Genomic DNA, 21,068 nt, shown 5'->3' with positions numbered 1-21,068 from the left:
TTTGAGGGCTACATGATCGGAAAGATCCGCACGGGGCTCGCGCTCTTCTGGATGGTTGCGGCCTCGCTGGTGCTGGTGCCGCTGCAGGTCATCTCGATGAAGACCGGCCTGTGGCCGGAAACGTTCATCCTCAAGATCTGGCATCGCGCCATGCTTTGGGGGCTCGGCATGCGCGTCCGCATCGTCGGCAAGATGGTCGAAACCCGGCCGCTGATGATCGCCGCCAACCATGTCTCGTGGACCGACATCATGGCGCTCGGCTCGCTGGTCGACGTCACCTTCATCGCCAAGTCGGAACTGAACGGCTGGCCGGTCTTCGGCTTCCTGTCGCGGCTGCAGCGCACCGTGTTCGTCGAGCGCGAGCGCAAGCGCAAGTCGGGCGACCAGGCGAGCGAGATCGCCCAGCGCCTTGCCGCCGGAAACGCCATGGTGCTGTTCGCCGAAGGCAGCACCGGCGACGGCAACCTGCTTCTGCCGTTCAAGAGCACGCTGTTCGGCGCCGCCTCGATGGCGATTGCCGAGGGGGCTGCCGCTCACGTCGTCATCCAGCCGGTTTCGATCGCCTATACCCGCATCCACGGTCTGCCGATGGGCCGCCAGCACCGGCCGATCGCCAGCTGGATCGGCGACATGGACCTGGTGCCGCATGTCGGCCAGTTGCTCGCCGAGGGCGGGCTCGACGTCGAGATACGCTTCGGCGAGCCGATCGATTTCTCGGCCAGGTCGAGCCGCAAGGAGGCGACGCGGCTGATGGAGGAGCGGGTGCGAACGATGATGCTGCAATCGCTCGCCGAGCCGCATCCGGCGCGCTGAGCATTGGCCGAGGGAAACTGCCTGCACGTCTCATCGAATGGCCGACGGTGCCGCAGCTTCGCCTGTGGGGCCTGGATAGCACCAGTTTAGAGAGGCAAAAAACTCCGGCGAGAGCCGGGATCCCCAAGGTCTGACTGTCTTAGAACCTGTACGCGACGCCGGGTCATCAGAGGATCTTCAGTACGCTTCCAATTAGGAGGTTCGTGGCGAGGTCCTTTGTGCTCACGATTGATGAACTTTGGTTTTTTCACCGAGATAGAGCAGCGCCGACAAGGCGCCAACGCCGAAGATCGGGTGAGTGGTCGTGCCAGAGTAGGGAGATCACATGCGATCGGTTATCAAGATCACGGCTAGGGCAATGGCCGACGCGGCTGCGGTGATTGCCTGTTGCCATCTCTTATCTCTGGCGAATGACCCTGCAATGATCATGATCACAGGCACGCTGGCTAGTGATGCATACCAAGCGACGAGTTTTAGCGTTTCCATCGATCCTCCCGTAACGATCGGCTGCGTGTAACACTGCCAACGAATATGTTCACCTGGCAAACGACGAGGGATCGTAGGCATACTAAAGGTTGCCGCGGCCGGGTTTTATGGAGGGGGCCTTCAGCCATACCGAACGGGGAAGAGATGGTTAGACTAATGCTTGCCGGAGCGTTGATGCTCGCAGGCTCGAATGCCTTTGCTGCCGGCATGGGCGTTTCATTTGATTGGGGTCCGACGAAAAAGTGCCTGGACCCGAAGTCTCCGCCGATTGCACTGTCGAATGTGCCGCAGGGAACGGTAAATCTTGAGATCAAGATGATCGATCAGAATGCAAGCTTCAGCCACGGGGGCGGCAAGGTGGCGTTCAAGGGACAGTCCCAGCTCCCCTATGGTGCCTTCAAATACAAAGGGCCTTGCCCGCCTGCAGGCACGCATCACTACAAGATCACGGTGAAGGCGCTTGACGCGAGTGGCAAGGCCTTGGCCAGTGGGTCGGCTACCCAGCCCTTCTCAAAGAAGTAAGCATTAATCCTTGAAAGGATCGCCCCGCTGCCGAAAAGGTGGTGGGGCTTTTTGCGTTCCAGGCACAAACAAAAAACCCCGGCCGGAGCCGGGGTGTGAGGACGGCGGGAGCGTGCCGATCAGAACTTGTAAGCCGCCCCGATGCGGAAATCGTGTGTTCGGATTCGAGCGACAAGATTCTCATCCGAGGATGGGACAAAGTCCTTGTCATTGAATCGGACGTAACGATATTCGCCACGCAGGATCCAGTTGTCCGACAGCGCGTATTCGGCGCCGCCTCCAATTGTCCATCCCATAAGATCGACTTCGGCGTCGGAATAGAAGGCACCCCCCTCCCGCTCTTCGTAACTCAATCGACCGAATGCCACGCCCCCGGTGACGTAAGGTAGGAACCGGTCGGTTGAATAACCAAGACGCGCTCTGATCGACCCGGTCCAATCGAAATCATTCGTGCTGCGATAGAGTGTGGAGCCGACCGGGTTGCCCGATGCACCTGCATTGCCAATAGCGAAATCGCCTTCGGCTCCCAATACGATACGGTTTGCGAATTGTTGATTGTAGCCAACATACAGACCGCCAAACATCCCATCGGGACTGAGATTGTAGCTGCCATTGGTGTCGGTGGCCAATGTGTGATCAACCGAGCCGCCTACCATATAGCCCGCTTGAAGGCCGATGTACCCACCGGTCCAGACGAAGCCGGCTTGAGCTGCCGCCTCCGGAACTGGTTCATAGACGACTGCATCTGCCGCGATGGCACCGCCTGCTACGGCAAGTGAGAATGTCGAAGCGAGAAGAATCGTTTTCATGGCAAGCCCTAGATTAGATTTATGCCGCAGCAGATCATTCGGCTCTGACACGGTCAGATAGTTCCGTCACCATTGCGACCGCACGTTGGGACGCAAAGTCATGAAGATGGGACGCACAGTCATCAGCCGAAAGGCGGTGGGGCTTTTTGCGTTCCAGGCACAAACAAAAACCCCGACTTGAGCCGGGGGCCAGGATGCGATGTGGTGGCCCTGCCGTCCAAACGGCTCCCACGTCTTCCAGCCAAGGCTGGCGGCACCAAAGGCGTAAAGCGTCTGTTTTTTGCCGCCGAAAGGCGGTAATAGGCGCGGCATGGAACTCGAAGATATGTTTGAAATCATGCCGGCAGCCTCTGGTGAGGTCGCCGCGGCAAGCACCAGCGCTGCCAAGAAGGTCTTCATCAAGACCTATGGCTGCCAGATGAATGTCTACGACTCGCAGCGCATGAGCGATGCGCTCGCGGCCGACGGCTATGCGGCGACCGAGGCCATCGAGGACGCCGACCTCATCTTGCTCAACACCTGCCATATCCGCGAAAAGGCTGCCGAAAAGGTCTATTCGCAGCTCGGGCGCCTGGGCAAGCTCAAGGCGGAGCGGGCGGAAAGCGGCCGCGAACTGATCGTCGGTGTCACCGGCTGCGTCGCCCAGGCCGAAGGCCGCGAAATCCTGCGCCGCGCTTCGGCGGTCGATCTCGTCGTCGGCCCGCAAACCTATCATCGCCTTCCGGAAGTGGTGAAGAAGGCGCGCGGTGGCCAGAAGGTCGTCGAGACCGAGTATTCGCTTGAAGACAAGTTCGAGCACCTGCCGCAGCCAAGGAAGTCCGAAGTCGCCAGGCGCGGCGTCACCGCCTTCCTGACCGTGCAGGAGGGTTGCGACAAGTTCTGCACCTTCTGCGTCGTGCCTTATACCAGGGGTTCGGAAGTTTCGCGCTCCGTCGCCCAGATCGTCACCGAGGCCGAAAGGCTGGCCGAGGCCGGCGTGCGCGAGGTGACCCTGCTGGGCCAGAACGTCAACGCCTGGCACGGCGAGGGGGCCGACGGCAAGGAATGGGGGCTGGGCCGCCTGCTCTACCGCCTTGCAGAAATCCCCGGCATTGCCCGGCTGCGCTACACCACCAGCCATCCGCGCGACATGGACGACGAGTTGATCTCAGCCCATCGCGACCTCGCGGCACTGATGCCCTATTTGCACCTGCCGGTGCAGTCGGGCTCCGACCGTATTCTCAAGGCGATGAACCGCCGGCATACGGCATCGGACTATCTCCGGCTGATCGAGCGCATCCGCACGGCACGCCCCGACATCGCCATGTCGGGCGATTTCATCGTCGGTTTTCCGGGCGAGACGGATGCCGATTTCGAGGCTACGATGGAGATCGTGCGAGCCACCAACTACGCCTCGGCCTATACGTTCAAATATTCGCCGCGTCCCGGCACGCCCGGCGCCGACATGGACGGCCATGTCGAGGAAAAGGTCAAGGACGAGCGCCTGCAGCGGCTGCAGCAGCTGATCACCAAGCAGCAGCACGCCTTCGCCGACGGACTGGTCGGCATGACGATTTCGACGCTGATCGAAAAGCCCGGCCGCGAGCCCGGACAGATCGTCGGACGATCGCCTTGGTTACAACCGGTTATTGTTGATGAAAAGGCCGGCGAAATCGGTGACATTGTTGATGTGCGAATCACGAAGACAGGTACCAACAGCCTGTTCGCCGAAGCGGTCTGATCGGCCGTACGGCAGATGAGGAGAGACGGTTGAGCGCTGCTGAACTCAAGAACCTGCCCTCCGGGGCGTCTGACATGGCGCACATCGTACTGACCTTCGACAACAACAAGCTAGCCAGTGCGCTTTACGGCCAGTTCGACGAAAACCTGGCCCGTCTCGAACAGAAGCTCGGCGTCGACATTCGCTCGCGCGGCAACCAGCTGACCATCAAGGGCAGCGCCACCGCAGCCGAGCAGGCACGCCGCGCCCTCGACCATCTCTATGCCATCCTGCAGAAAGGCGGCGAATTGGCCCAGTCCGACGTAGACGGCGCCGTCCGCATGGCAGTTGCCCCCGACGATCAGCTGACGCTGCCGACGCTCGAGCGCAAGGGCAAGATGGCCGCCGCCCAGATTTCGACGCGCAAGCGCACGATCTATGCCCGCTCGCTCAACCAGGACGCCTACATGCGGGCGCTGGAGCGCTCCGAACTGGTGTTCGGCATCGGCCCGGCCGGTACCGGCAAGACCTATCTCGCGGTCGCCCACGCCGCCATGCTGCTCGAACGCGGCATGGTCGAGCGCATCATCCTGTCGCGACCGGCGGTCGAGGCGGGCGAGCGCCTCGGCTTCCTGCCCGGCGACATGAAGGAAAAGGTCGATCCGTATCTCCGCCCGCTCTATGACGCGCTCTACGACATGATGCCGGCCGACAAGGTCGAGCGTGCCATTGCCGCCGAGGTCATCGAGATCGCACCGCTCGCCTTCATGCGCGGCCGCACGCTGGCGCATTCGGCCGTCATCCTCGACGAGGCGCAGAATACCACCTCGATGCAGATGAAGATGTTCCTGACGCGTCTCGGCGAGAACTCGCGCATGATCATCACCGGCGATCCGACCCAGATCGACCTTCCGCCCAACACCAAGTCGGGCCTGGTCGAGGCATTGCGGATCCTTGACGGCGTGCCGGGCGCGGTGACGGTGCGCTTCAACGACACCGACGTGGTCCGCCATCCGCTCGTCGCCGAGATCGTCAGGGCCTATGACCGCGACGGCAAGGTCGCCCGCGGCCTTGGCACCGAGGGTTGACCGGGAACGAATTTGGCAATGCCTGACAAGGATTTACAGCCGTCTTCCGGCGTGGAGGGCGGCCTCGACATCGACCTGATGGTCGAGGAGGGCGCCTGGCCGGGCGAGGATGCGCTCAGGGCGCTGGTCGACCGCGCCGTGCCTGCGGCTTTCGCGGAAGCCGAGGTCGAAGCTGCCGACGGCGTCGAACTGAGCCTGGTCTTCACCGACGACGCGGCGATCCGCAAGCTCAACGCCGAATGGCGCCAAAAGGACAAGCCGACCAACGTGCTGTCGTTTCCGGCCTTTCCGGTGGCGCCCGGCGATCCGCTGCCGCCGATGCTCGGCGACATCGTGCTCGCCTACGAGACGGTGGCCCGGGAGGCCGAGCTTGAAGGCAAGACGCTGGAAAACCACATCACCCACCTCATAATCCACGGACTCCTGCATCTTTTGGGGTATGATCACGAGACCGACGAGGAGGCCGAGGAGATGGAAGCGCTGGAACGCCGGGCGCTGGCGAGGCTTGCCATTCCCGATCCCTACGCGTAACAGGGACGAGCAATCGACCGGAAGAAGATGAACGACAAAACAGAGACTGCCGCCACGCCCGAACCGGGAACCGCGGCAAGGGCCTCCGACCAGACAGAGGACGGACCTAGTACCAGTGCGCCGTTAACCGCGACGCACGACACGCAGGCCGAGCGGCCATCCTTCATCGAGCGGCTGACCAGGCTTTTCCGGCACCGCAGCAACGGCACCAATATCCGTGAGGAAATCGTCGACGCGCTGGCCGAGACCGGCAGCGACGCCGACTCGTTCTCGCCCGGCGAGCGCGCCATGCTCAACAACATCCTGCGGCTGCGCGAAGTGCGCGTCGAGGACGTCATGGTGCCCCGCGCCGACATAGAGGCGATCGAGCTTTCCACCACGCTCGGAGAGTTGTTGTCTGTTTTCGAGCAGTCCGGCCACTCGCGTATGCCCGTCTATGTCGAAACCCTCGACGATCCGCGCGGCATGGTCCACATCCGCGACGTGCTTGCCCACATCACCCGTGGTGCCCGCGTCAAGAAGGGCCGCTCACGCAAGGCGCAGGCCGCCGAAGCCCAGCTCGACCTGTCGCAGGTCGATCTCCAGCGCAGCATCGGCGATCTCAACCTCGTCCGGACCGTGCTGTTCGTGCCGCCCTCCATGCTCGCATCCGACCTGATGACCCGCATGCAGGCGACGCGCACCCAGATGGCGCTGGTCATCGACGAATATGGCGGCACCGACGGGCTGGTCTCGCTCGAGGACATCGTCGAGATGGTCGTCGGCGACATCGAGGACGAGCACGACGACGACGAGCCGATGATCACCCAGGCCGGCGATGGGGTCTACGTCGTCGACGGCAAGGCCGAGATCGAGGAGGTCGCAAAGGTTCTCGGCGAGGAATTCTCTGCCGGTGAGCACAGCGAATATGTCGATACCATCGGCGGCATGATCTTCAACGCGCTCGGCCGCGTGCCGGCCCGCGGCGAGGTGGTGCAGGCGATACCGGGCTTCGAGTTCCACGTGCTCGACGCCGACCCGCGCCGGGTCAAGCGTGTCCGCATCGTCCATAGCGTCAAGAGCGAGCGCCGCCGCCGCGCCAAGGCTGAACAGGCGTGAGCCTGGCCGGCCGGGGCGGTCCGCCATTTGGTGCCGCCTCGCGGTGCTGCTACACCTTCGATCCGTGATTCTTGGACGAGGGGACAGGATGGCGCGCCTTGCTGGGCGGATAATTCTGCTGTGGGGATGGAAGCGGGCACTGGTGGCCTTTCTGGCCGGCGCCCTGGCAGTCATGGGCCAGGCGCCCTACGATTTCTTCGCCGCCTGCTTTGTTTCGTTCCCTATCCTGGTCTGGCTCATCGACGGCGCCGTCGCCGACAGGCCGGCAGGCTTCGTGCGGCAGCTAAGGCCGGCCTTTGCCGTCGGCTGGTGGTTCGGCTTCGGCTATTTCCTTGCCGGGCTGTGGTGGGTCGGCGGCGCGCTTCTGGTCGAGGCCGACAGTTTTGCCTGGGCACTGCCCCTGGCGGTTGTCGGCATTCCGTTGATCCTGGCCTTCTTCCATGGTTTCGCAGCGGCCCTGGCACGACTGTTGTGGAGCGACGGCATCGGCCGCATTTTCGCGCTGGCCTTTGCATTCGGCCTGGCCGAATGGCTGCGCACCTTCCTGTTCACCGGATTTCCCTGGAACCCGCTCAGTTTTGCCGCGATGCCGGTGCCGCTGCTGATGCAGAGCGTGACGGTGATCGGCGTCGTCGGCATGAACGTGCTGGCCGTCTTCGTCTTCGCCGTGCCGGCGCTACTGGCCGACCGGCGCAATCTCAAGCTCGGAGCCGCGCTGGCCGTGCTGCTCGTCGCTGCTCACGCTGCCTACGGCTATTTCAAGCTGGCAGCGCCCGCCGCGGCGCCGGCGCAAACGATCAACGTTCGCATTGTCCAGCCGAACATCGACCTCAGCGAAAAATGGGATGGCAGCGTCCGCGACCGCATCTTCGCCGGCATGCTGCAGCAGTCGGCCGAGGCGCCGAAGGCTGGCGCCCCGAAGCCGGACCTCATCATCTGGCCCGAAACCTCGGTGCCGTTCCTGTTCACCGAGCGGCCGGATGCGCTTGTGGCGATCGGGGAGATGCTGTCCGAAGGCCAGATGCTGATGGCCGGCATTGTCCGCGACGAGGGCGAATCGGTAGCCGGCACGGAAACGCGCTATTACAATTCGGTCGTCAGCATCAACGACAAGGGCGAGATCGTCGGTTCGATCGACAAGGTCCATCTGGTGCCGTTTGGCGAATACATCCCCTTCGCAGGCCTGATGGAGCGTGTCGGCCTGACGCAACTGGTGGCCGGCCCGATGAATTTTGTCGCCGGTACGGACCGGCGCCCGTTCGCCCTGCCGGGCGGCATCAAGGCCTCGGCCTTCATCTGCTATGAAATAATCTTTCCCGCTCTCGTTGCAGTTGACGCGGCGTCAACTCAGATTATGGTGAATGTCACCAACGACGCGTGGTTTGGCGATACTCCGGGTCCCTATCAGCATTTCCGGCAATCGCAGATCCGCGCGGTCGAAAACGGGTTGCCGGTCCTGCGCGCGGCCAACACAGGAATTTCCGGCATTGTCGACCCGAGCGGGCGAGTTGTGGATGCACTTGCGATGAATGTTCGCGGCACCATCGATGTCTCGCTTCCGGTGGCCGCCTCCGGCGCTGCCTCGCCGCCGTTTTCGCGCGTTAACGGTTTCCTGATCATGTTCCTTATTGCCGTAGCGGCAAGTGGCTTGAAGCTCAGACAGAGGCTCAGGGCGAATTGACACTGCTATTGTTAGAAACTCATATGCCACCGCGCGGCTTCAGGCTGTGCCAATCGGCGTTCATGCCCGGACGCTATAAATTGCCCTGAACGGGGCTACCTGCCCAATAATAAGCTGGAAAAATCCGGCGAGGAAAGACAGTGGAAAAAGAGAACAAGAAAAAACCAAACCCGACCGACGTATACGTCGGCGGGAGAATTCGCCTGCGACGCAACATGCTGGGAATGAGCCAAGAGAAGCTCGGAGAAAGCCTCGGCATTACATTCCAACAGATTCAGAAGTACGAAAAGGGGACCAATCGCGTTGGAGCGAGTCGTCTCCAGGCCATCGCCTCGATCCTCAGTGTGCCGGTCGCATTCTTCTTCGAAGACGCTCCAGGGGCCGATGGCGGTGAGCACAAGGGGCTTGCCGAGGACTCTTCCACCAGCTTCGTGGTCGATTTTCTTTCGAGCGCCGAAGGCCTGCAGCTCAACCGCGCCTTTGCCCGGATCTCGAACCCCAAGGTCCGGCGCAAGGTCATCGAATTGGCCAAGGTCCTCGCCGACGACGAAGAGCAATAATGCCAGCGAGCGCCGTGCGTCCGAAAGGGCGCACAACGGGCGCTCCAAGTGCCTGAACTGTGCATCGTGCTCTCCGGAAATCGGTTCCGATTTCCGGCCGATGCGCGAGAGCGGCGGCGGTGCGCCGTCGCCACGCCCTCGCAATAACCGGCCTTCCGCGACGAAAGCCTGCTTGACGAGTTCCGGCAGGCTTCGCTAACACGTGACGCGCCAAACCGATCGGCATAGCGCCGATCCTTTCCAAGAGGGGACATCCCGTGTCGCGGCAGAATTATCTTTTCACTTCCGAATCCGTATCCGAAGGTCACCCCGACAAGGTGTGCGACCGCATTTCCGACGAGATCGTCGATCTCGTCTACCGTGAAGCCAAGAAGACCGGCATGGATCCGTGGAAGGTCCGGGTTGCCTGTGAGACCCTGGCAACCACCAACCGCGTCGTGATCGCCGGCGAAGTTCGCGTGCCCGACACGCTGCTGAAGAAAGACAAGAACGGCCAGATCGTGAAGGACGCCGCTGGCCATCCGGTCGTCAATCCGTCGAAGTTCAAGTCGGTGGCCCGCAAGGCCATCCGCGCCATCGGCTACGAGCAGGCCGGCTTCCACTGGAAGACCGCCAAGATCGACGTGCTGCTGCACGGCCAGTCGCCCGACATCGGCCAGGGCGTCGACAACGCCGCCGACCGCCAGGGCGAAGAAGGTGCCGGTGACCAGGGCATCATGTTCGGTTATGCCTGCCGCGAGACACCGGACCTGATGCCGGCTCCGATCTACTACAGCCACAAGATTCTCGAACTGCTGGCCACCGCCCGGCACGAGAACAAGGGCGACGCAGGCATGCTCGGCCCGGACGCCAAGAGCCAGGTCACCGTCCGCTACCAGGACGGCAAGGCCCGCGAAGTCACGCAGATCGTGCTTTCGACCCAGCACCTCGACGGCAGCTGGGATTCGGGCAAGGTTCGCAAGGTGGTCGAGCCCTACATCCGCGAAGCCCTTGGCGATCTCGAGATCGCCAATGACTGCAACTGGTACATCAACCCGACCGGCAAGTTCGTCATCGGCGGTCCAGACGGCGACGCGGGTCTCACCGGCCGCAAGATCATCGTCGACACCTATGGCGGCGCTGCCCCGCATGGCGGCGGTGCGTTCTCCGGCAAGGACACCACCAAGGTCGACCGTTCGGCAGCCTATGCCGCGCGCTACCTGGCCAAGAACGTGGTTGCCGCCCGGCTTGCCGACCGCTGCACCATCCAACTGGCCTATGCCATCGGTGTTGCCCAGCCGCTGTCGGTCTATGTCGACCTGCACGGCACCGGCAAGGTTGACGAAGCGGTGCTCGAAGACGCGCTGCGCCAGGTCATGGACCTGTCGCCGTCTGGCATCCGCCGCCACCTCGACCTCAACAAGCCGATCTATGCCAAGACCTCGTCCTACGGCCACTTCGGCCGCAAGGCTGGTCGCGACGGTTCCTTCTCCTGGGAGAAGACCGACCTGGTCAAGGCGCTCAAGGACGCCGTAGCCAGCAAGGAAGCGGTCGCCGCCTGAGGCGACTGTAGGTTACATGGAACAGGAACCGCGCCGCAGTCGCACGACGGAAGCCTTTTTCGGGCGGCGGCGCGGCAAGCCTGTCCGCCCGCATCAGGCGATCGCCCTTGAAAATGGGCTCGCCCGCATGGGCATAGACATCAAGACCCTGGCACCTGACGACCTGCGCACGCTGTTTGCGGCCCCGGTTTCCAGGGTCAGGCTGGAAATAGGCTTCGGCGGCGGTGAGCATCTTCGCCATATCGCGGCGAACAATCCCGACGACGGCTTCATCGGCGTCGAACCCTTCGTCAACGGCATGGCCAAGATGACGACGGCTCTTGACGGCCAGCCGCTCGCCAATATCCGCCTGTACGACGAGGATGCGACCCAGCTGCTCGACTGGCTGCCGCAGGCGTCGCTCGCCGGCATCGACCTGCTCTATCCCGACCCGTGGCGGAAGAAGAAGCACTGGAAGCGCCGGTTCGTCAGCCCGGTCAATCTCGACCGCTTCGCCCGCGTGCTGAAGAGCGGCGCGAAGTTCCGTTTCGCCTCCGACATCGACACCTACGTCAACTGGACGCTGCTGCATTGCCGCGCCCACGCTGCCTTCGAGTGGCAGGCGGCCGACGCCGCCGACTGGCACACGCCTTACGAAGGCTGGACGCGCACCCGCTACGAGGCCAAGGCGATCCGCGAAAACCGGACGCCTGCATATTTGACCTTCGTCAGGGTGTAGGCGGCACTTCCCTTCTCCCACAAGGGGAGAAGGGGCTAACCGTCACGCCTCGGCTTTCCCAAACGACACCCGAACCCTGAGCCCGCGCCCATCTGCACCCGCCAGAAGCTCCAGCCGGCCGCCGAACAGCGAGGCGATCTCCTCGACGATGGGCAGGCCGAGGCCGGCGCCGGGTTTGTCGCCCTCGCGCCCCCGGACGAAACGCTGGCGCACATTCTCCATTTCGGTAGCCGGAATACCCGGCCCGGTGTCTTCGACTTCCAGTACAACGTCGGCACCCTGGTCGAGCACCTTGACCGTCGCTTCGGTGCCCGCACCTGCGTAGGCCAGTACGTTTTCGATCAGATTGCGGATCATTTCGCTGAGCAGCATCGGCTCGCCGCGCACGAACAGAGCCTGCTCGCCTTCGAAACCCAGATCGATCCCTGCCGCATGGGCCTGGGTCACGCGGTCGGCGGTGAGTTGCTGGGCAAGCGCGGTGAGATCGACCGCGTCGAGGCTCTTCAGCCGGTCGGACGCGGCTTCGTCGACCTTGGCGAGCAGCAGGAGCTGGGCGATGACGCGTTCGGCATGGGCCACCGCCTCGTCGCCGATGCGCGCCGCCTGCCGGGCTTCCTCCAGCGAATGTGCGCGTGAGGCGAGCGCAAGCTGGGTGCGGATGATGGTCAGCGGCGTGCGCAACTGATGGCTGGCATTGCCGGTGAAGTGGCGCATCGCGCCGAGCGCCGATCCGAGCCGGCCCATGAAGGAATTGACGGTGTCGACGAGGCCGCGCACCTCCTTGGGCACCGACTGCTCGATCGGATGCAGGTCGTCGGGGTTGCGCTCGGCAATCGCGTCGCGCAGCCGGTAGAGCGGGCGCAGCGAGAAGGTGACGGCAAGCCAGACGATGGCTGCCGCACTGCCGATCAGGATGGCAAGCCGCAGCGCCGAGCGCAGAAGGATCGTCTGCGCCAGTTGGGTGCGGGCAATCGTCGTCTCCGCCACGGTGACCACGAAGGGGATCGAGCTCGCGCCCGTCGAGGCGGCACGGGACAGCGAGGTCAGCCGGATCGGCTCGCCGCGGAAACTGGCGTCGGTATAGCCGCTTTCCTCCTGCTCCAGCCCTTCGATGATGGGCAGGGTCTGGTAGCCGGTGATGAAGCCGCTGGGGCCGTCGACACGGTAGAAAACGCGGTCCTGCGCCGCCGAGGTCAGCATTTCCAGCGCGACATAGGGGATGTCGACCTCCAGCGCGCCATCTTCTGCCACCACCACCCGCTCGGCGATCGCCAGGGCCGAGCCGGCCAGCACGCGGTCGGAGACGGCGTTGGCGGTGTCGACCGCCTCGTTGTAGGTGTCGGCGAGCGCGACCAGGCCCAGGGCGACCAGCGGTACGAGCAGCCAGAGCAGCAGTCGCCTGCGCAGTGAATATGGCTTGGCTCGGGCCATCAGGCGCTGGGCAGCTTTTCGAGGTAGTAGCCGATGCCGCGGGCGGTGCGGACGGTCAGCCCATAGGGCGCCAGCCGCTTGCGCAGCCGGCTGACATATTGCTCGATAGCGTTGACGCTCAAATCCTCGTCGAAGCCGGCGAGCGATTCGATGATCGCCTGCTTGGCGACCACCTTGCCGGCGCGCATGAACAGGGTCTCGAGCAGCGCCAGTTCGCGCGCCGGGATGTCGATGGCCGCCCCGTGCGACGAGAAGCTGCGCGTGGTGAGGTCGAGCGTCACGTCGCCGAACGACACGGTCGAAGCCTTGAGCCCGGCGCGGCGGCGCAACAGCGTGCGAACGCGCGCCTCCAACTCGCCGACGTCGAACGGCTTGACCATGTAGTCGTCGGCGCCGAGGTCGAGGCCCTTGACCCGCTCGTCGAGCGAATGCCGCGCCGACAGGATCAGCACCGCCGCATCGTGCTGGCGCCCGCGCATGGTGCGCAGCACGTCGAGCCCGTCCATTTCCGGCAGGTTGAGGTCGAGGATGACGAGGTCGAAGCGCTCGGTGGCAAGCACGGCCACGGCAGAGGCGCCGTCGCCGACGACGTCGACGGCATAGCCGCTGCCCTTGAGCACCGCCGCCAGCCCCCCGGCCAGCGTCGCATTGTCCTCGACCACCAGAATGCGCACCCGAATTCTCCTTGCCCGCCCGTTCGAACGATGCCTATTCGCTAGGCAAAGGTCCAGTGCCCGTCATGCGCGTCGATAGCGCTTCGCCGTTGTGCGGCTCGCCCGGCTGTTGCATGGTCTGGCGATCATGCGCCTGGCCATTTTCACCGTCCTTGCCTGCCTCTCATCGCCCGCCTGGGCCGAAGTCACCGTCTTTCCGGCGCTGAATGGCGCCGCCGATGCCCGCACGCTGGTCGTCTACTCGTCGCTCGACGCGCCCTTGGCCAAGCCAATGATCGAAGGCTTCCAGAACGCAAACCCTGGCGTGGCGGTCCGTTACGAGGATCTGCAGACGGTCGACATCTATGACCGGGTCGTCGCCGAGACGGATGCCGGCAAGGGCACCGCCGACATCGCCTTTTCCTCGGCCATGGACCTGCAGGTCAAGCTCGCCAATGACGGCTATGCCCAGGAAAGCCGGCTGCCGCTGTCGGATCGCTGGCCGCGCTGGGCCAACTGGCGCGATACCGCCTATGCGCTGACCTTCGAGCCGGCGGTGTTCGTCTACCACAAGCCGAGCTTCAAGGATGCGCCGCCGCCGGCGACGCGCGGCCAGTTCGTCGAATTCCTCAAGACGCAGGGTGACAGATTCTACGGCCGCATCGCCACCTACGACATCGAGCGCTCCGGCGTCGGCTTCATGTTCATGGCGCGCGACCAGGAGCAGTACCCCGACATCTGGTCGGTGATCCGCGCCATGGGGGCGGCGGGCGTGAAGCTCTATTCGACCAGTGGCGCCATCCTCGAGCGCATCGCCGACGGCCGTTTCGTGCTCGGCTACAACATCTTGGGCTCCTATGCCGCCGACTGGGCGGCGCGGAACCCCGACGTCGGCATCGTCCTGCCCAAGGACTACACCGTCGTCATGTCGCGCATCGGCCTGGTGCCGGCTGCCGCCAAGTCGTCGGATCTCGGCCGCCGCTATCTCGAATATTTCATGTCGGCCGAGGGCCAGACGGTGATGGCGCGGCAATTGCATATCGCAGCCGTCAATCCGGAGGTCTCGGGCGAGAATACCGCCAATCGCATGCAGGAGGTTCTCGGCGGGCAGTTGCGCCCGGTGCCGGTCAGCCCGGGGCTGATGGTCTATCTCGACCAGGTCAAGCGTTCCCGGGTCATCGAGCGCTGGAACGAGGCGCTGCGCAGCCCGTGATTCCGGCGATGTTCCCAAGCTGTTGCATCGGTGTCAGTCTGATGTCAGGTTGCTGCGATAGGGAAGTTTTGGCCCATCCGTTGGAGGCGGCGAGGCTCGGAAAGTTCGGGAGGATTTCGAACACGTTTCCGCAACGGCTACCCGACGGCGATCCTATCGCCGAGCAGAGGGGCCGGGAAACGCTGCTCTGATGGCAGGCCCCTTGGCCGGCCAGTTCCTTCCCCCGAAATGCCGAGACGCTGCCCTGGCGCGGGCCTCGAAACTGAAAAGCATCTGCCCCGCGCATGCGGGCAAGGGAGGAACAGCAATGAAGCAGTTCGTATTGGCCACCATCGTCGCAGGCGCGCTCGCCCTGCCGGCTGCGGCCGCCGACTACAAGATCATGGCACCTGCGGCCCCTGGCGGCGGCTGGGACCAGACCGCGCGCTCGATGCAGACCGCGCTCCAGGACGAGAAGATTTCCGCCTCGGTCCAGGTCAACAACGTTCCGGGCGCCGGCGGCACCATCGGCCTCGCCCAGTTCGTCAACCAGGCCAATGGCGACCCGGCCCAGCTCATCGTCGGCGGCTACGTCATGGTCGGCGCGATCCTGACCAACGCCTCGCCGGTGACGCTCGACCAGGTCACCCCGATTGCCCGCCTGACCGGCGAGTTTGAGGCGCTTGTCGTTCCCGCCGCTTCCGACATCAAGGACATGGCTGGCCTCGTTGCCAAGCTCAAGGCCGATCCGGGCGCGGTTTCCTGGGGCGGCGGCTCTGCCGGCGGCACCGACCACATCACGGCAGGCCTGATTGCCAAGGCCGTCGGCGTCGACCCGACCAAGGTCAACTACATCGCCTATTCCGGCGGTGGCGAGGCTCTTGCCGCCATCCTCGGCGGCCAGGTGACGGTCGGTATTTCCGGTTACGGCGAATTCGCCGAGCAGATCAAGGCCGGCACGCTCCGCATCATCGGCATCTCGTCCGACGCCAAGGTCGAAGGCATCGACGCACCGACCTTCAAGGAAGGCGGCGTTGACGTCTCGATCCAGAACTGGCGCATGGTCGCTGCCGCTCCCGGCATCTCGGCCGAGCAGAAGGCGGCAGTGCTCGCCGACGTCGAAAAGATGGTCACCTCGGCTTCGTGGACGAAGATCCTCGCCGACAAGGGCTGGGCCAACACCTACCTCGCCGGCGATGACTTCGCAGCGCAGCTGAAGAAGGACACCGAGTCCACCGCAGCGATCCTGAAAGACATCGGCCTGGTGAAATGAGCCTGGACAACCAGCAACAAGAAAAGCGCCGCCCCGATTGGGCGGCGCTTGTCATCGCCGCTCTGCTTATGGCGGTGTCTGTCGTCATCGCCTGGAGCACCGCCAGCCATGGCGCCGGCGCCAGCTATGCCCGCGTCGGCCCGACAACCTTTCCCTACGTGATCGCCGTGGCGTTCTTCGGCCTGTCGATCTGGACGGTTTTCGAAGCTTTCCGCGGTGATTTCCCCGAGCGCGAGAAACAAGAGATCAGCCCGATCCTGTGGATCGTCGGCGGTCTTGCCGCCCAGATGCTGCTGCTCAAGGCAGCCGGCTTCTCGATCGCCACCGGATTGCTCTTCGCCGCGACAGCACGCGCGTTCGGACGCGGGCCGCTGTGGAAGACGATCCCGATCGGCATCGTGCTTTCCTTCGTCGTCTGGGTCATTTTCGCCAAGGGATTGCAGCTCTCGCTGCCCGCCGGCCCGCTCGAACACCTGCTGTTCTGAGCGATCATCAAGGGAGCTCGGCTCTAAATGGATACCTTTGGTCTGCTCGCGCAGGGGCTGCTCACGGCACTCGAGCCGATGAACATGCTCTATGCGCTGATCGGCGTGACGCTCGGCACGGCTGTCGGCGTTCTTCCCGGCATCGGCCCGGCACTTACCGTCGCCCTGCTTTTGCCCGTCACCTACAAGCTTGATCCCGCCGGTTCGCTGATCATGTTCGCCGGCATCTATTACGGCGGCATGTATGGCGGCTCGACGACGTCGATCCTGCTCAACACGCCTGGCGAAAGTGCCTCGATCGTCACGGCGCTCGAAGGCAACAAGATGGCGCGCGCCGGGCGAGGCGGCCCGGCACTGGCAACCGCCGCCATCGGCTCGTTCGTCGCCGGCCTGATCGCCACCATCGGCCTTGCCTTCGTTGCGCCGACGGTCGTCAAGATGGCGCTGTCCTTCGGTCCGGCCGAATATTTCGCGCTGATGATCCTGGCATTCATGACCGTCTCCGCCGCCTTCGGCGACTCGACGTTGCGCGGACTGACGGCGCTGTTCATCGGCCTTGGGCTCGGTCTGATCGGCATCGACCTGCAGACCGGCCAAGCGCGCCTTGCCTTCGGCATTCCCGACCTGCTCGACGGCATCGAGGTGACGACGCTTGCGGTTGCGCTCTTCGCCGTTGGCGAGGCGCTCAGCGTCGCAGCCAGCAAGGGCGGCGATTCGACGATCCAGGCGATCAAGGGTTCGGTGTGGATGACTCGCGAGGACTGGCGCCGTTCATGGAAGCCATGGCTGCGCGGCACCGCGATCGGCTTCCCGATCGGTGCGATGCCGGCCGGCGGCGCCGAAATCGGCACCTTCTTGTCCTATTCTGTGGAAAAGAACCTGGCGCAAAAGCCCGAAGAGTTCGGCCATGGCGCCATCGAAGGTGTCGCCGGCCCGGAAGCTGCCAACAATGCATCGGCGGCCGGCACGCTGGTGCCGCTGTTGACGCTCGGCCTGCCGACCACGGCGACCGCCGCGATCATGCTCGCCGGCTTCCAGCAGTTCGGCCTGCAGCCTGGGCCGCTGTTGTTTGCGACCAACCCGCAGCTCGTCTGGGGCCTGATCGCCTCGCTGCTGGTCGCAAACCTGATGCTTTTGGTGCTCAACCTGCCGCTGATCGGCGTCTGGGTCAGGCTCCTGACCATCCCGCTGCCCTGGCTCTATTCGGGCATCCTGCTGTTTGCGACGCTTGGCACCATCGGCGCCAATCCGTCGACTTTCGAGCTCGGCATGCTGCTGGCATTTGGCCTGCTCGGCTACGGCCTGCGCCGCTTCGGCTATCCGATTGCGCCTGTCGTGGTCGGTCTGATCCTTGGACCGATGGCGGAGCAGCAGCTACGCCGTGCGCTGGCCATCAGCCAGGGCGACCCGATGATCCTGGTGCATTCGCCGATTGCGATCGTGCTGCTGCTCTTGGCGGCAACGGCGGTGCTGCTGCCGCTCTACCTGCGCGCCCGTGGCCGCGGCAAGGTGCTGGCCCAGCTGGGCGCCAACGAGGACTGAGGCCTCTTGGTTGCGAAACAAAAAAGCCGAGGCCCGGAATTCCGGCCTCGGCTTTTTCTTTGCCTCGACAGCGAGGCGGAATACCCAGGGACAGAGCGACGGTCAGATTGACCGGCCGCTCCGGAGCACTGCCCGGCTGGCAACGCCTTGGCAATCGCCAATGACGCGGCCAGCGGTGCGCTCTCTACCCTGAATGCCTGTAATCAGTATTTGCGAATGCGGTCGAAGTGGAGCGGGTCGATGCCGAGCATCACCAGGTCCTGGTTGGTTGGGCGATGACCGCGCTCGACGGCTGCTGCGGCAGCGACGGCGCTACCAAAGGTGCGGACCAGTTCGCCAATGCGGCCAAGGGGCTTGCGGGTGTTCATCTCTTTATCCTCTTTTGCGCTGCATCATCATTTCTTGTGCAACGCAACAAATATAGGTGACGCAAAGGGAAGCGGTAGGGGTATCTGCGCATGCTTGCCATGCATCCGCTGCATTGGTTGGCTAAATAGGTGCCAGTGGACGCCGCCGGCCACGGGACTTGAAAGCGCCGCCGCCTTCGGCTATATCAGCCTCAAATTCTTGGTCGGTATGACGAAGAGTGGGTCCACCCGGTCCCGCTCTTTTTTGTTACCTGCCGACCGTCTGGAGATTCTATGACCGAAAACGCAGTCGAACAGACAGGCGACGACCGCATCATCCGCGAGACCGGCATCGACGCCCGCATCGCCCTGATCGTCCAGCCCGTCCTTCGCGCGATCGGCTTCCGCCTCGTTCGCATCCGCCTTTCGGGGCAGAGCGGGCTGACGCTGCAGATCATGGCCGAGCGCGAAGACGGCACCATGACCGTCCAGGATTGCGAAGAAGTGAGCCGCGCGGTTTCGCCTGCTCTCGATGTCGATGATCCGATCGAAAAAGCGTATCATCTCGAAGTGTCGTCGCCGGGCATCGACCGGCCGCTGGTCCGCAAGTCGGATTTCGGCAACTGGATCGGTCACATCGTCAAGATGGAGACCTCGGTCATGGTTGCCGACCGCAAGCGGTTCCGCGGCAAGATCGCCGAGGTCGACGAAGAAGGCATCCTGATCCAGCGTGACCAGGCTGCCTACGGCGAGGAGCCGACCGTGCGCGTGCCTTTCGAGGCGATTTCCGAGGCGCGGCTGATCCTTACCGACGATCTCATTCGCGATGCCCTGAGCAAGGACAATCAGGCGCGCAAGGAAGCACGGAAACGTCGCGGCGAAGACGAAGATGCGCCGGAAGACGAAGAAACCGAAACGGAAGATTGATAGAGCCGCGCGGCTGGACCAGGTTCGGCCGAACGCTCCGGGAGAAAGACAATGGTTGTAAGCGCCAACAGGCTCGAACTGCTGCAGATCGCCGATGCGGTCGCCCGCGAGAAGTCGATCGACAAGTCGATCGTCATCGCCGCGATGGCCGACGCGATCCAGAAGGCAGCGCGCTCGCGCTATGGTCAAGAGACCAACATCCGCGCCGACATCAACCCCAACACGGGCGAGATGAAGCTGCAGCGCCTGATGGAAGTTGTCGAAAAGGTCGACGACTATGCCATCCAGATCGCGCTGAGCTCGGCTCGCGAACGCAACCCCGACGCCCAGCTCGGCGATTTCATCGCCGAACAGCTGCCGCCGATGGATTTCGGCCGCATCGCCGCCCAGTCGGCCAAGCAGGTCATCGTCCAGAAGGTGCGTGAAGCCGAGCGCGACCGCCAGTACGACGAATACAAGGATCGCATCGGCGAGATCGTCAACGGCACGGTCAAGCGCGTCGAGTATGGCAACGTCATCGTCGATCTCGGCCGCGGCGAGGCGATCATCCGCCGCGACGAGCTGATCCCCCGCGAAAACTACAAGTACGGCGACCGCGTTCGCGCCTACGTCTACGACGTGCGCCGCGAGCAGCGCGGCCCGCAGATCTTCCTGTCGCGTACCCATCCGCAGTTCATGGCGAAGCTGTTCACCATGGAAGTGCCGGAAATCTACGACGGCATCATCGAGATCAAGTCGGTTGCCCGCGATCCCGGTTCGCGCGCCAAGATCGCCGTCATCTCGCGTGACAGCTCGATCGATCCTGTCGGAGCCTGCGTCGGTATGCGCGGTTCGCGCGTCCAGGCCGTTGTCGGCGAGCTCCAGGGCGAAAAGATCGACATCATTCCGTGGTCGCCTTCGGCCGCTTCCTTCATCGTCAACGCCTTGCAGCCGGCTGAAGTCGCCAAGGTCGTCCTCGACGAGGACGCCGAGCGCATCGAAGTGGTGGTTCCCGACGACCAGCTGTCGCTGGCCATCGGCCGTCGCGGCCAGAACGTACGCCTGGCTTCGCAGCTGACCGGCTGGGATATCGACATCCTGACCGAGCAGGAAGAATCGGAGCGCCGCCAGAAGGAATTCGTCGAGCGTTCGACCCTGTTCATGGAATCGCTCGACGTCGACGAGATGGTCGGTCAGGTGCTGGCTTCCGAAGGCTTCACCTCGGTTGAGGAAGTGGCTTACGTCGATGCCGACGAAATTGCCTCGATCGACGGTTTCGACGAGGACACCGCTTCCGAGATCCAGACCCGTGCCCGCGAGTATCTCGAAAAGATCGAGGCCGAGCACGACGAGAAGCGCAAGACGCTCGGCGTGCAGGACGAACTGCGCGAAATCCCCGGCATTACCACCGCGATGCTGGTGGCGCTCGGCGATGACGGCGTGAAGACGATCGAGGACTTCGCCGGCTATGCCGCCGACGACCTCGTCGGTTGGAAGGAACGCAAGGACGGCGAGACCAAGTTCTTCCCGGGCGTGCTCGCCGACTACGGCGTGTCGCGCACCGATGCGGAACAGATGGTCGTTGCTGCCCGCCGCATGGTTGGTTGGATCGCCGAGGACGAAGTCGTGTCCGAGGAAGAGCCAGCCGACGTCGCCGGTGAGTGACGTGAGGCCGGCCGGAGAATCTGTTGGA

General features: G+C 63.8%; 21 protein-coding genes. 16 read left to right on the top strand and 5 right to left on the bottom strand.

The annotated features are described in order from the left end of the window. Positions 1 to 12: 12 nt before the first annotated feature. Positions 13 to 813 (top strand): lysophospholipid acyltransferase family protein, encoded by an 801-nt coding sequence (locus CO731_RS00205; RefSeq protein ID WP_108605415.1) that lies wholly within the window; start codon positions 13 to 15, stop codon positions 811 to 813. A gap of 321 nt (positions 814 to 1,134) precedes the next feature. Here the strand turns inward: CO731_RS00205 and CO731_RS28505 are convergent, their stop codons facing one another. Further along, positions 1,135 to 1,299, bottom strand: a complete 165-nt coding sequence (locus tag CO731_RS28505; protein WP_159091502.1) for a hypothetical protein — start codon at positions 1,297 to 1,299, stop codon at positions 1,135 to 1,137. A gap of 174 nt (positions 1,300 to 1,473) precedes the next feature. On the opposite strand from CO731_RS28505, the gene CO731_RS00200 reads away from it, so the two are divergent. Next, the gene (locus CO731_RS00200) at positions 1,474 to 1,821 is read left to right on the top strand and encodes a phospholipid-binding protein (protein ID WP_245439550.1); all 348 of its coding nucleotides are present in this window, start codon (positions 1,474 to 1,476) and stop codon (positions 1,819 to 1,821) included. A 119-nt stretch (positions 1,822 to 1,940) separates the two neighbouring features. Here CO731_RS00200 and CO731_RS00195 read toward each other — a convergent pair whose 3' ends face one another. Next, complete coding sequence (locus CO731_RS00195) at positions 1,941 to 2,681, bottom strand: outer membrane protein (RefSeq protein ID WP_159091501.1); 741 nt, start codon at positions 2,679 to 2,681, stop codon at positions 1,941 to 1,943. 259 nt (positions 2,682 to 2,940) lie between these two features. Between CO731_RS00195 and miaB the strand changes: the two genes are divergently transcribed. From miaB to CO731_RS00155, 8 genes are all read left to right on the top strand, one after another. Further along, positions 2,941 to 4,350, top strand: coding sequence for a tRNA (N6-isopentenyl adenosine(37)-C2)-methylthiotransferase MiaB (miaB, locus tag CO731_RS00190; protein ID WP_108605412.1), 1,410 nt, complete (start codon positions 2,941 to 2,943; stop codon positions 4,348 to 4,350). A 29-nt stretch (positions 4,351 to 4,379) separates the two neighbouring features. After that, entirely contained in the window at positions 4,380 to 5,417 is a 1,038-nt protein-coding gene (locus tag CO731_RS00185) for a PhoH family protein (RefSeq protein ID WP_108605411.1), read from the top strand. A gap of 18 nt (positions 5,418 to 5,435) precedes the next feature. Beyond that, positions 5,436 to 5,948, top strand: coding sequence for an rRNA maturation RNase YbeY (gene ybeY / locus CO731_RS00180; protein WP_108605410.1), 513 nt, complete (start codon positions 5,436 to 5,438; stop codon positions 5,946 to 5,948). A gap of 27 nt (positions 5,949 to 5,975) precedes the next feature. Beyond that, positions 5,976 to 7,046, top strand: a complete 1,071-nt coding sequence (locus tag CO731_RS00175; RefSeq protein ID WP_108605409.1) for a hemolysin family protein — start codon at positions 5,976 to 5,978, stop codon at positions 7,044 to 7,046. 88 nt (positions 7,047 to 7,134) lie between these two features. Further along, positions 7,135 to 8,727, top strand: coding sequence for an apolipoprotein N-acyltransferase (gene lnt / locus CO731_RS00170; RefSeq protein ID WP_108605408.1), 1,593 nt, complete (start codon positions 7,135 to 7,137; stop codon positions 8,725 to 8,727). 140 nt (positions 8,728 to 8,867) lie between these two features. Further along, positions 8,868 to 9,287 carry a helix-turn-helix domain-containing protein gene (locus tag CO731_RS00165; RefSeq protein ID WP_055980869.1) on the top strand — a complete coding sequence of 140 codons (420 nt, stop codon included), beginning with the start codon at positions 8,868 to 8,870 and terminating at the stop codon, positions 9,285 to 9,287. A gap of 257 nt (positions 9,288 to 9,544) precedes the next feature. Further along, the gene (gene metK, locus CO731_RS00160) at positions 9,545 to 10,828 is read left to right on the top strand and encodes a methionine adenosyltransferase (RefSeq protein ID WP_108605407.1); all 1,284 of its coding nucleotides are present in this window, start codon (positions 9,545 to 9,547) and stop codon (positions 10,826 to 10,828) included. A gap of 16 nt (positions 10,829 to 10,844) precedes the next feature. Continuing rightward, complete coding sequence (locus CO731_RS00155; protein ID WP_108605406.1) at positions 10,845 to 11,546, top strand: tRNA (guanosine(46)-N(7))-methyltransferase TrmB; 702 nt, start codon at positions 10,845 to 10,847, stop codon at positions 11,544 to 11,546. A gap of 42 nt (positions 11,547 to 11,588) precedes the next feature. Here the strand turns inward: CO731_RS00155 and CO731_RS00150 are convergent, their stop codons facing one another. Together CO731_RS00150 and CO731_RS00145 are read right to left on the bottom strand one after the other, a co-directional pair. Then, complete coding sequence (locus CO731_RS00150; RefSeq protein ID WP_108605405.1) at positions 11,589 to 12,977, bottom strand: sensor histidine kinase; 1,389 nt, start codon at positions 12,975 to 12,977, stop codon at positions 11,589 to 11,591. Then, on the bottom strand, positions 12,977 to 13,651 hold the full coding sequence (locus CO731_RS00145) for a response regulator transcription factor (RefSeq protein ID WP_108605404.1): 675 nt from the start codon (positions 13,649 to 13,651) through the stop codon (positions 12,977 to 12,979). The genes CO731_RS00150 and CO731_RS00145 overlap by 1 nt, the downstream gene beginning before the upstream one ends. A gap of 127 nt (positions 13,652 to 13,778) precedes the next feature. Between CO731_RS00145 and CO731_RS00140 the strand changes: the two genes are divergently transcribed. The 4 genes from CO731_RS00140 (at position 13,779) to CO731_RS00125 (ending at position 18,122) form a co-directional block, all read left to right on the top strand. Continuing rightward, a complete protein-coding gene (locus CO731_RS00140; protein ID WP_108609541.1) occupies positions 13,779 to 14,843 on the top strand; it encodes an ABC transporter substrate-binding protein in 1,065 nt (354 codons plus the stop codon). 307 nt (positions 14,844 to 15,150) lie between these two features. Beyond that, positions 15,151 to 16,095, top strand: coding sequence for a tripartite tricarboxylate transporter substrate-binding protein (locus CO731_RS00135; RefSeq protein WP_108605403.1), 945 nt, complete (start codon positions 15,151 to 15,153; stop codon positions 16,093 to 16,095). Then, the gene (locus CO731_RS00130; protein ID WP_108605402.1) at positions 16,092 to 16,580 is read left to right on the top strand and encodes a tripartite tricarboxylate transporter TctB family protein; all 489 of its coding nucleotides are present in this window, start codon (positions 16,092 to 16,094) and stop codon (positions 16,578 to 16,580) included. The genes CO731_RS00135 and CO731_RS00130 overlap by 4 nt, the downstream gene beginning before the upstream one ends. Positions 16,581 to 16,607: 27 nt before the next feature. Continuing rightward, entirely contained in the window at positions 16,608 to 18,122 is a 1,515-nt protein-coding gene (locus CO731_RS00125) for a tripartite tricarboxylate transporter permease (protein ID WP_108605401.1), read from the top strand. A 203-nt stretch (positions 18,123 to 18,325) separates the two neighbouring features. Here the strand turns inward: CO731_RS00125 and CO731_RS28925 are convergent, their stop codons facing one another. Beyond that, the gene (locus CO731_RS28925; RefSeq protein ID WP_165916076.1) at positions 18,326 to 18,490 is read right to left on the bottom strand and encodes a hypothetical protein; all 165 of its coding nucleotides are present in this window, start codon (positions 18,488 to 18,490) and stop codon (positions 18,326 to 18,328) included. Between the two features lie 273 nt (positions 18,491 to 18,763). On the opposite strand from CO731_RS28925, the gene rimP reads away from it, so the two are divergent. Together rimP and nusA are read left to right on the top strand one after the other, a co-directional pair. After that, the gene (gene rimP, locus CO731_RS00120) at positions 18,764 to 19,396 is read left to right on the top strand and encodes a ribosome maturation factor RimP (protein WP_108605400.1); all 633 of its coding nucleotides are present in this window, start codon (positions 18,764 to 18,766) and stop codon (positions 19,394 to 19,396) included. A gap of 51 nt (positions 19,397 to 19,447) precedes the next feature. Further along, positions 19,448 to 21,040, top strand: a complete 1,593-nt coding sequence (nusA, locus tag CO731_RS00115; RefSeq protein ID WP_108605399.1) for a transcription termination factor NusA — start codon at positions 19,448 to 19,450, stop codon at positions 21,038 to 21,040. Positions 21,041 to 21,068 lie beyond the last annotated feature (28 nt).

Origin of the sequence: Aminobacter sp. MSH1 (assembly GCF_003071665.1) — a bacterium.
Lineage (GTDB): Bacteria > Pseudomonadota > Alphaproteobacteria > Rhizobiales > Rhizobiaceae > Aminobacter > Aminobacter niigataensis.
Note: the sequence above shows the minus strand (reverse complement) of the source record. Positions and strands in the feature narration are given on the sequence as shown.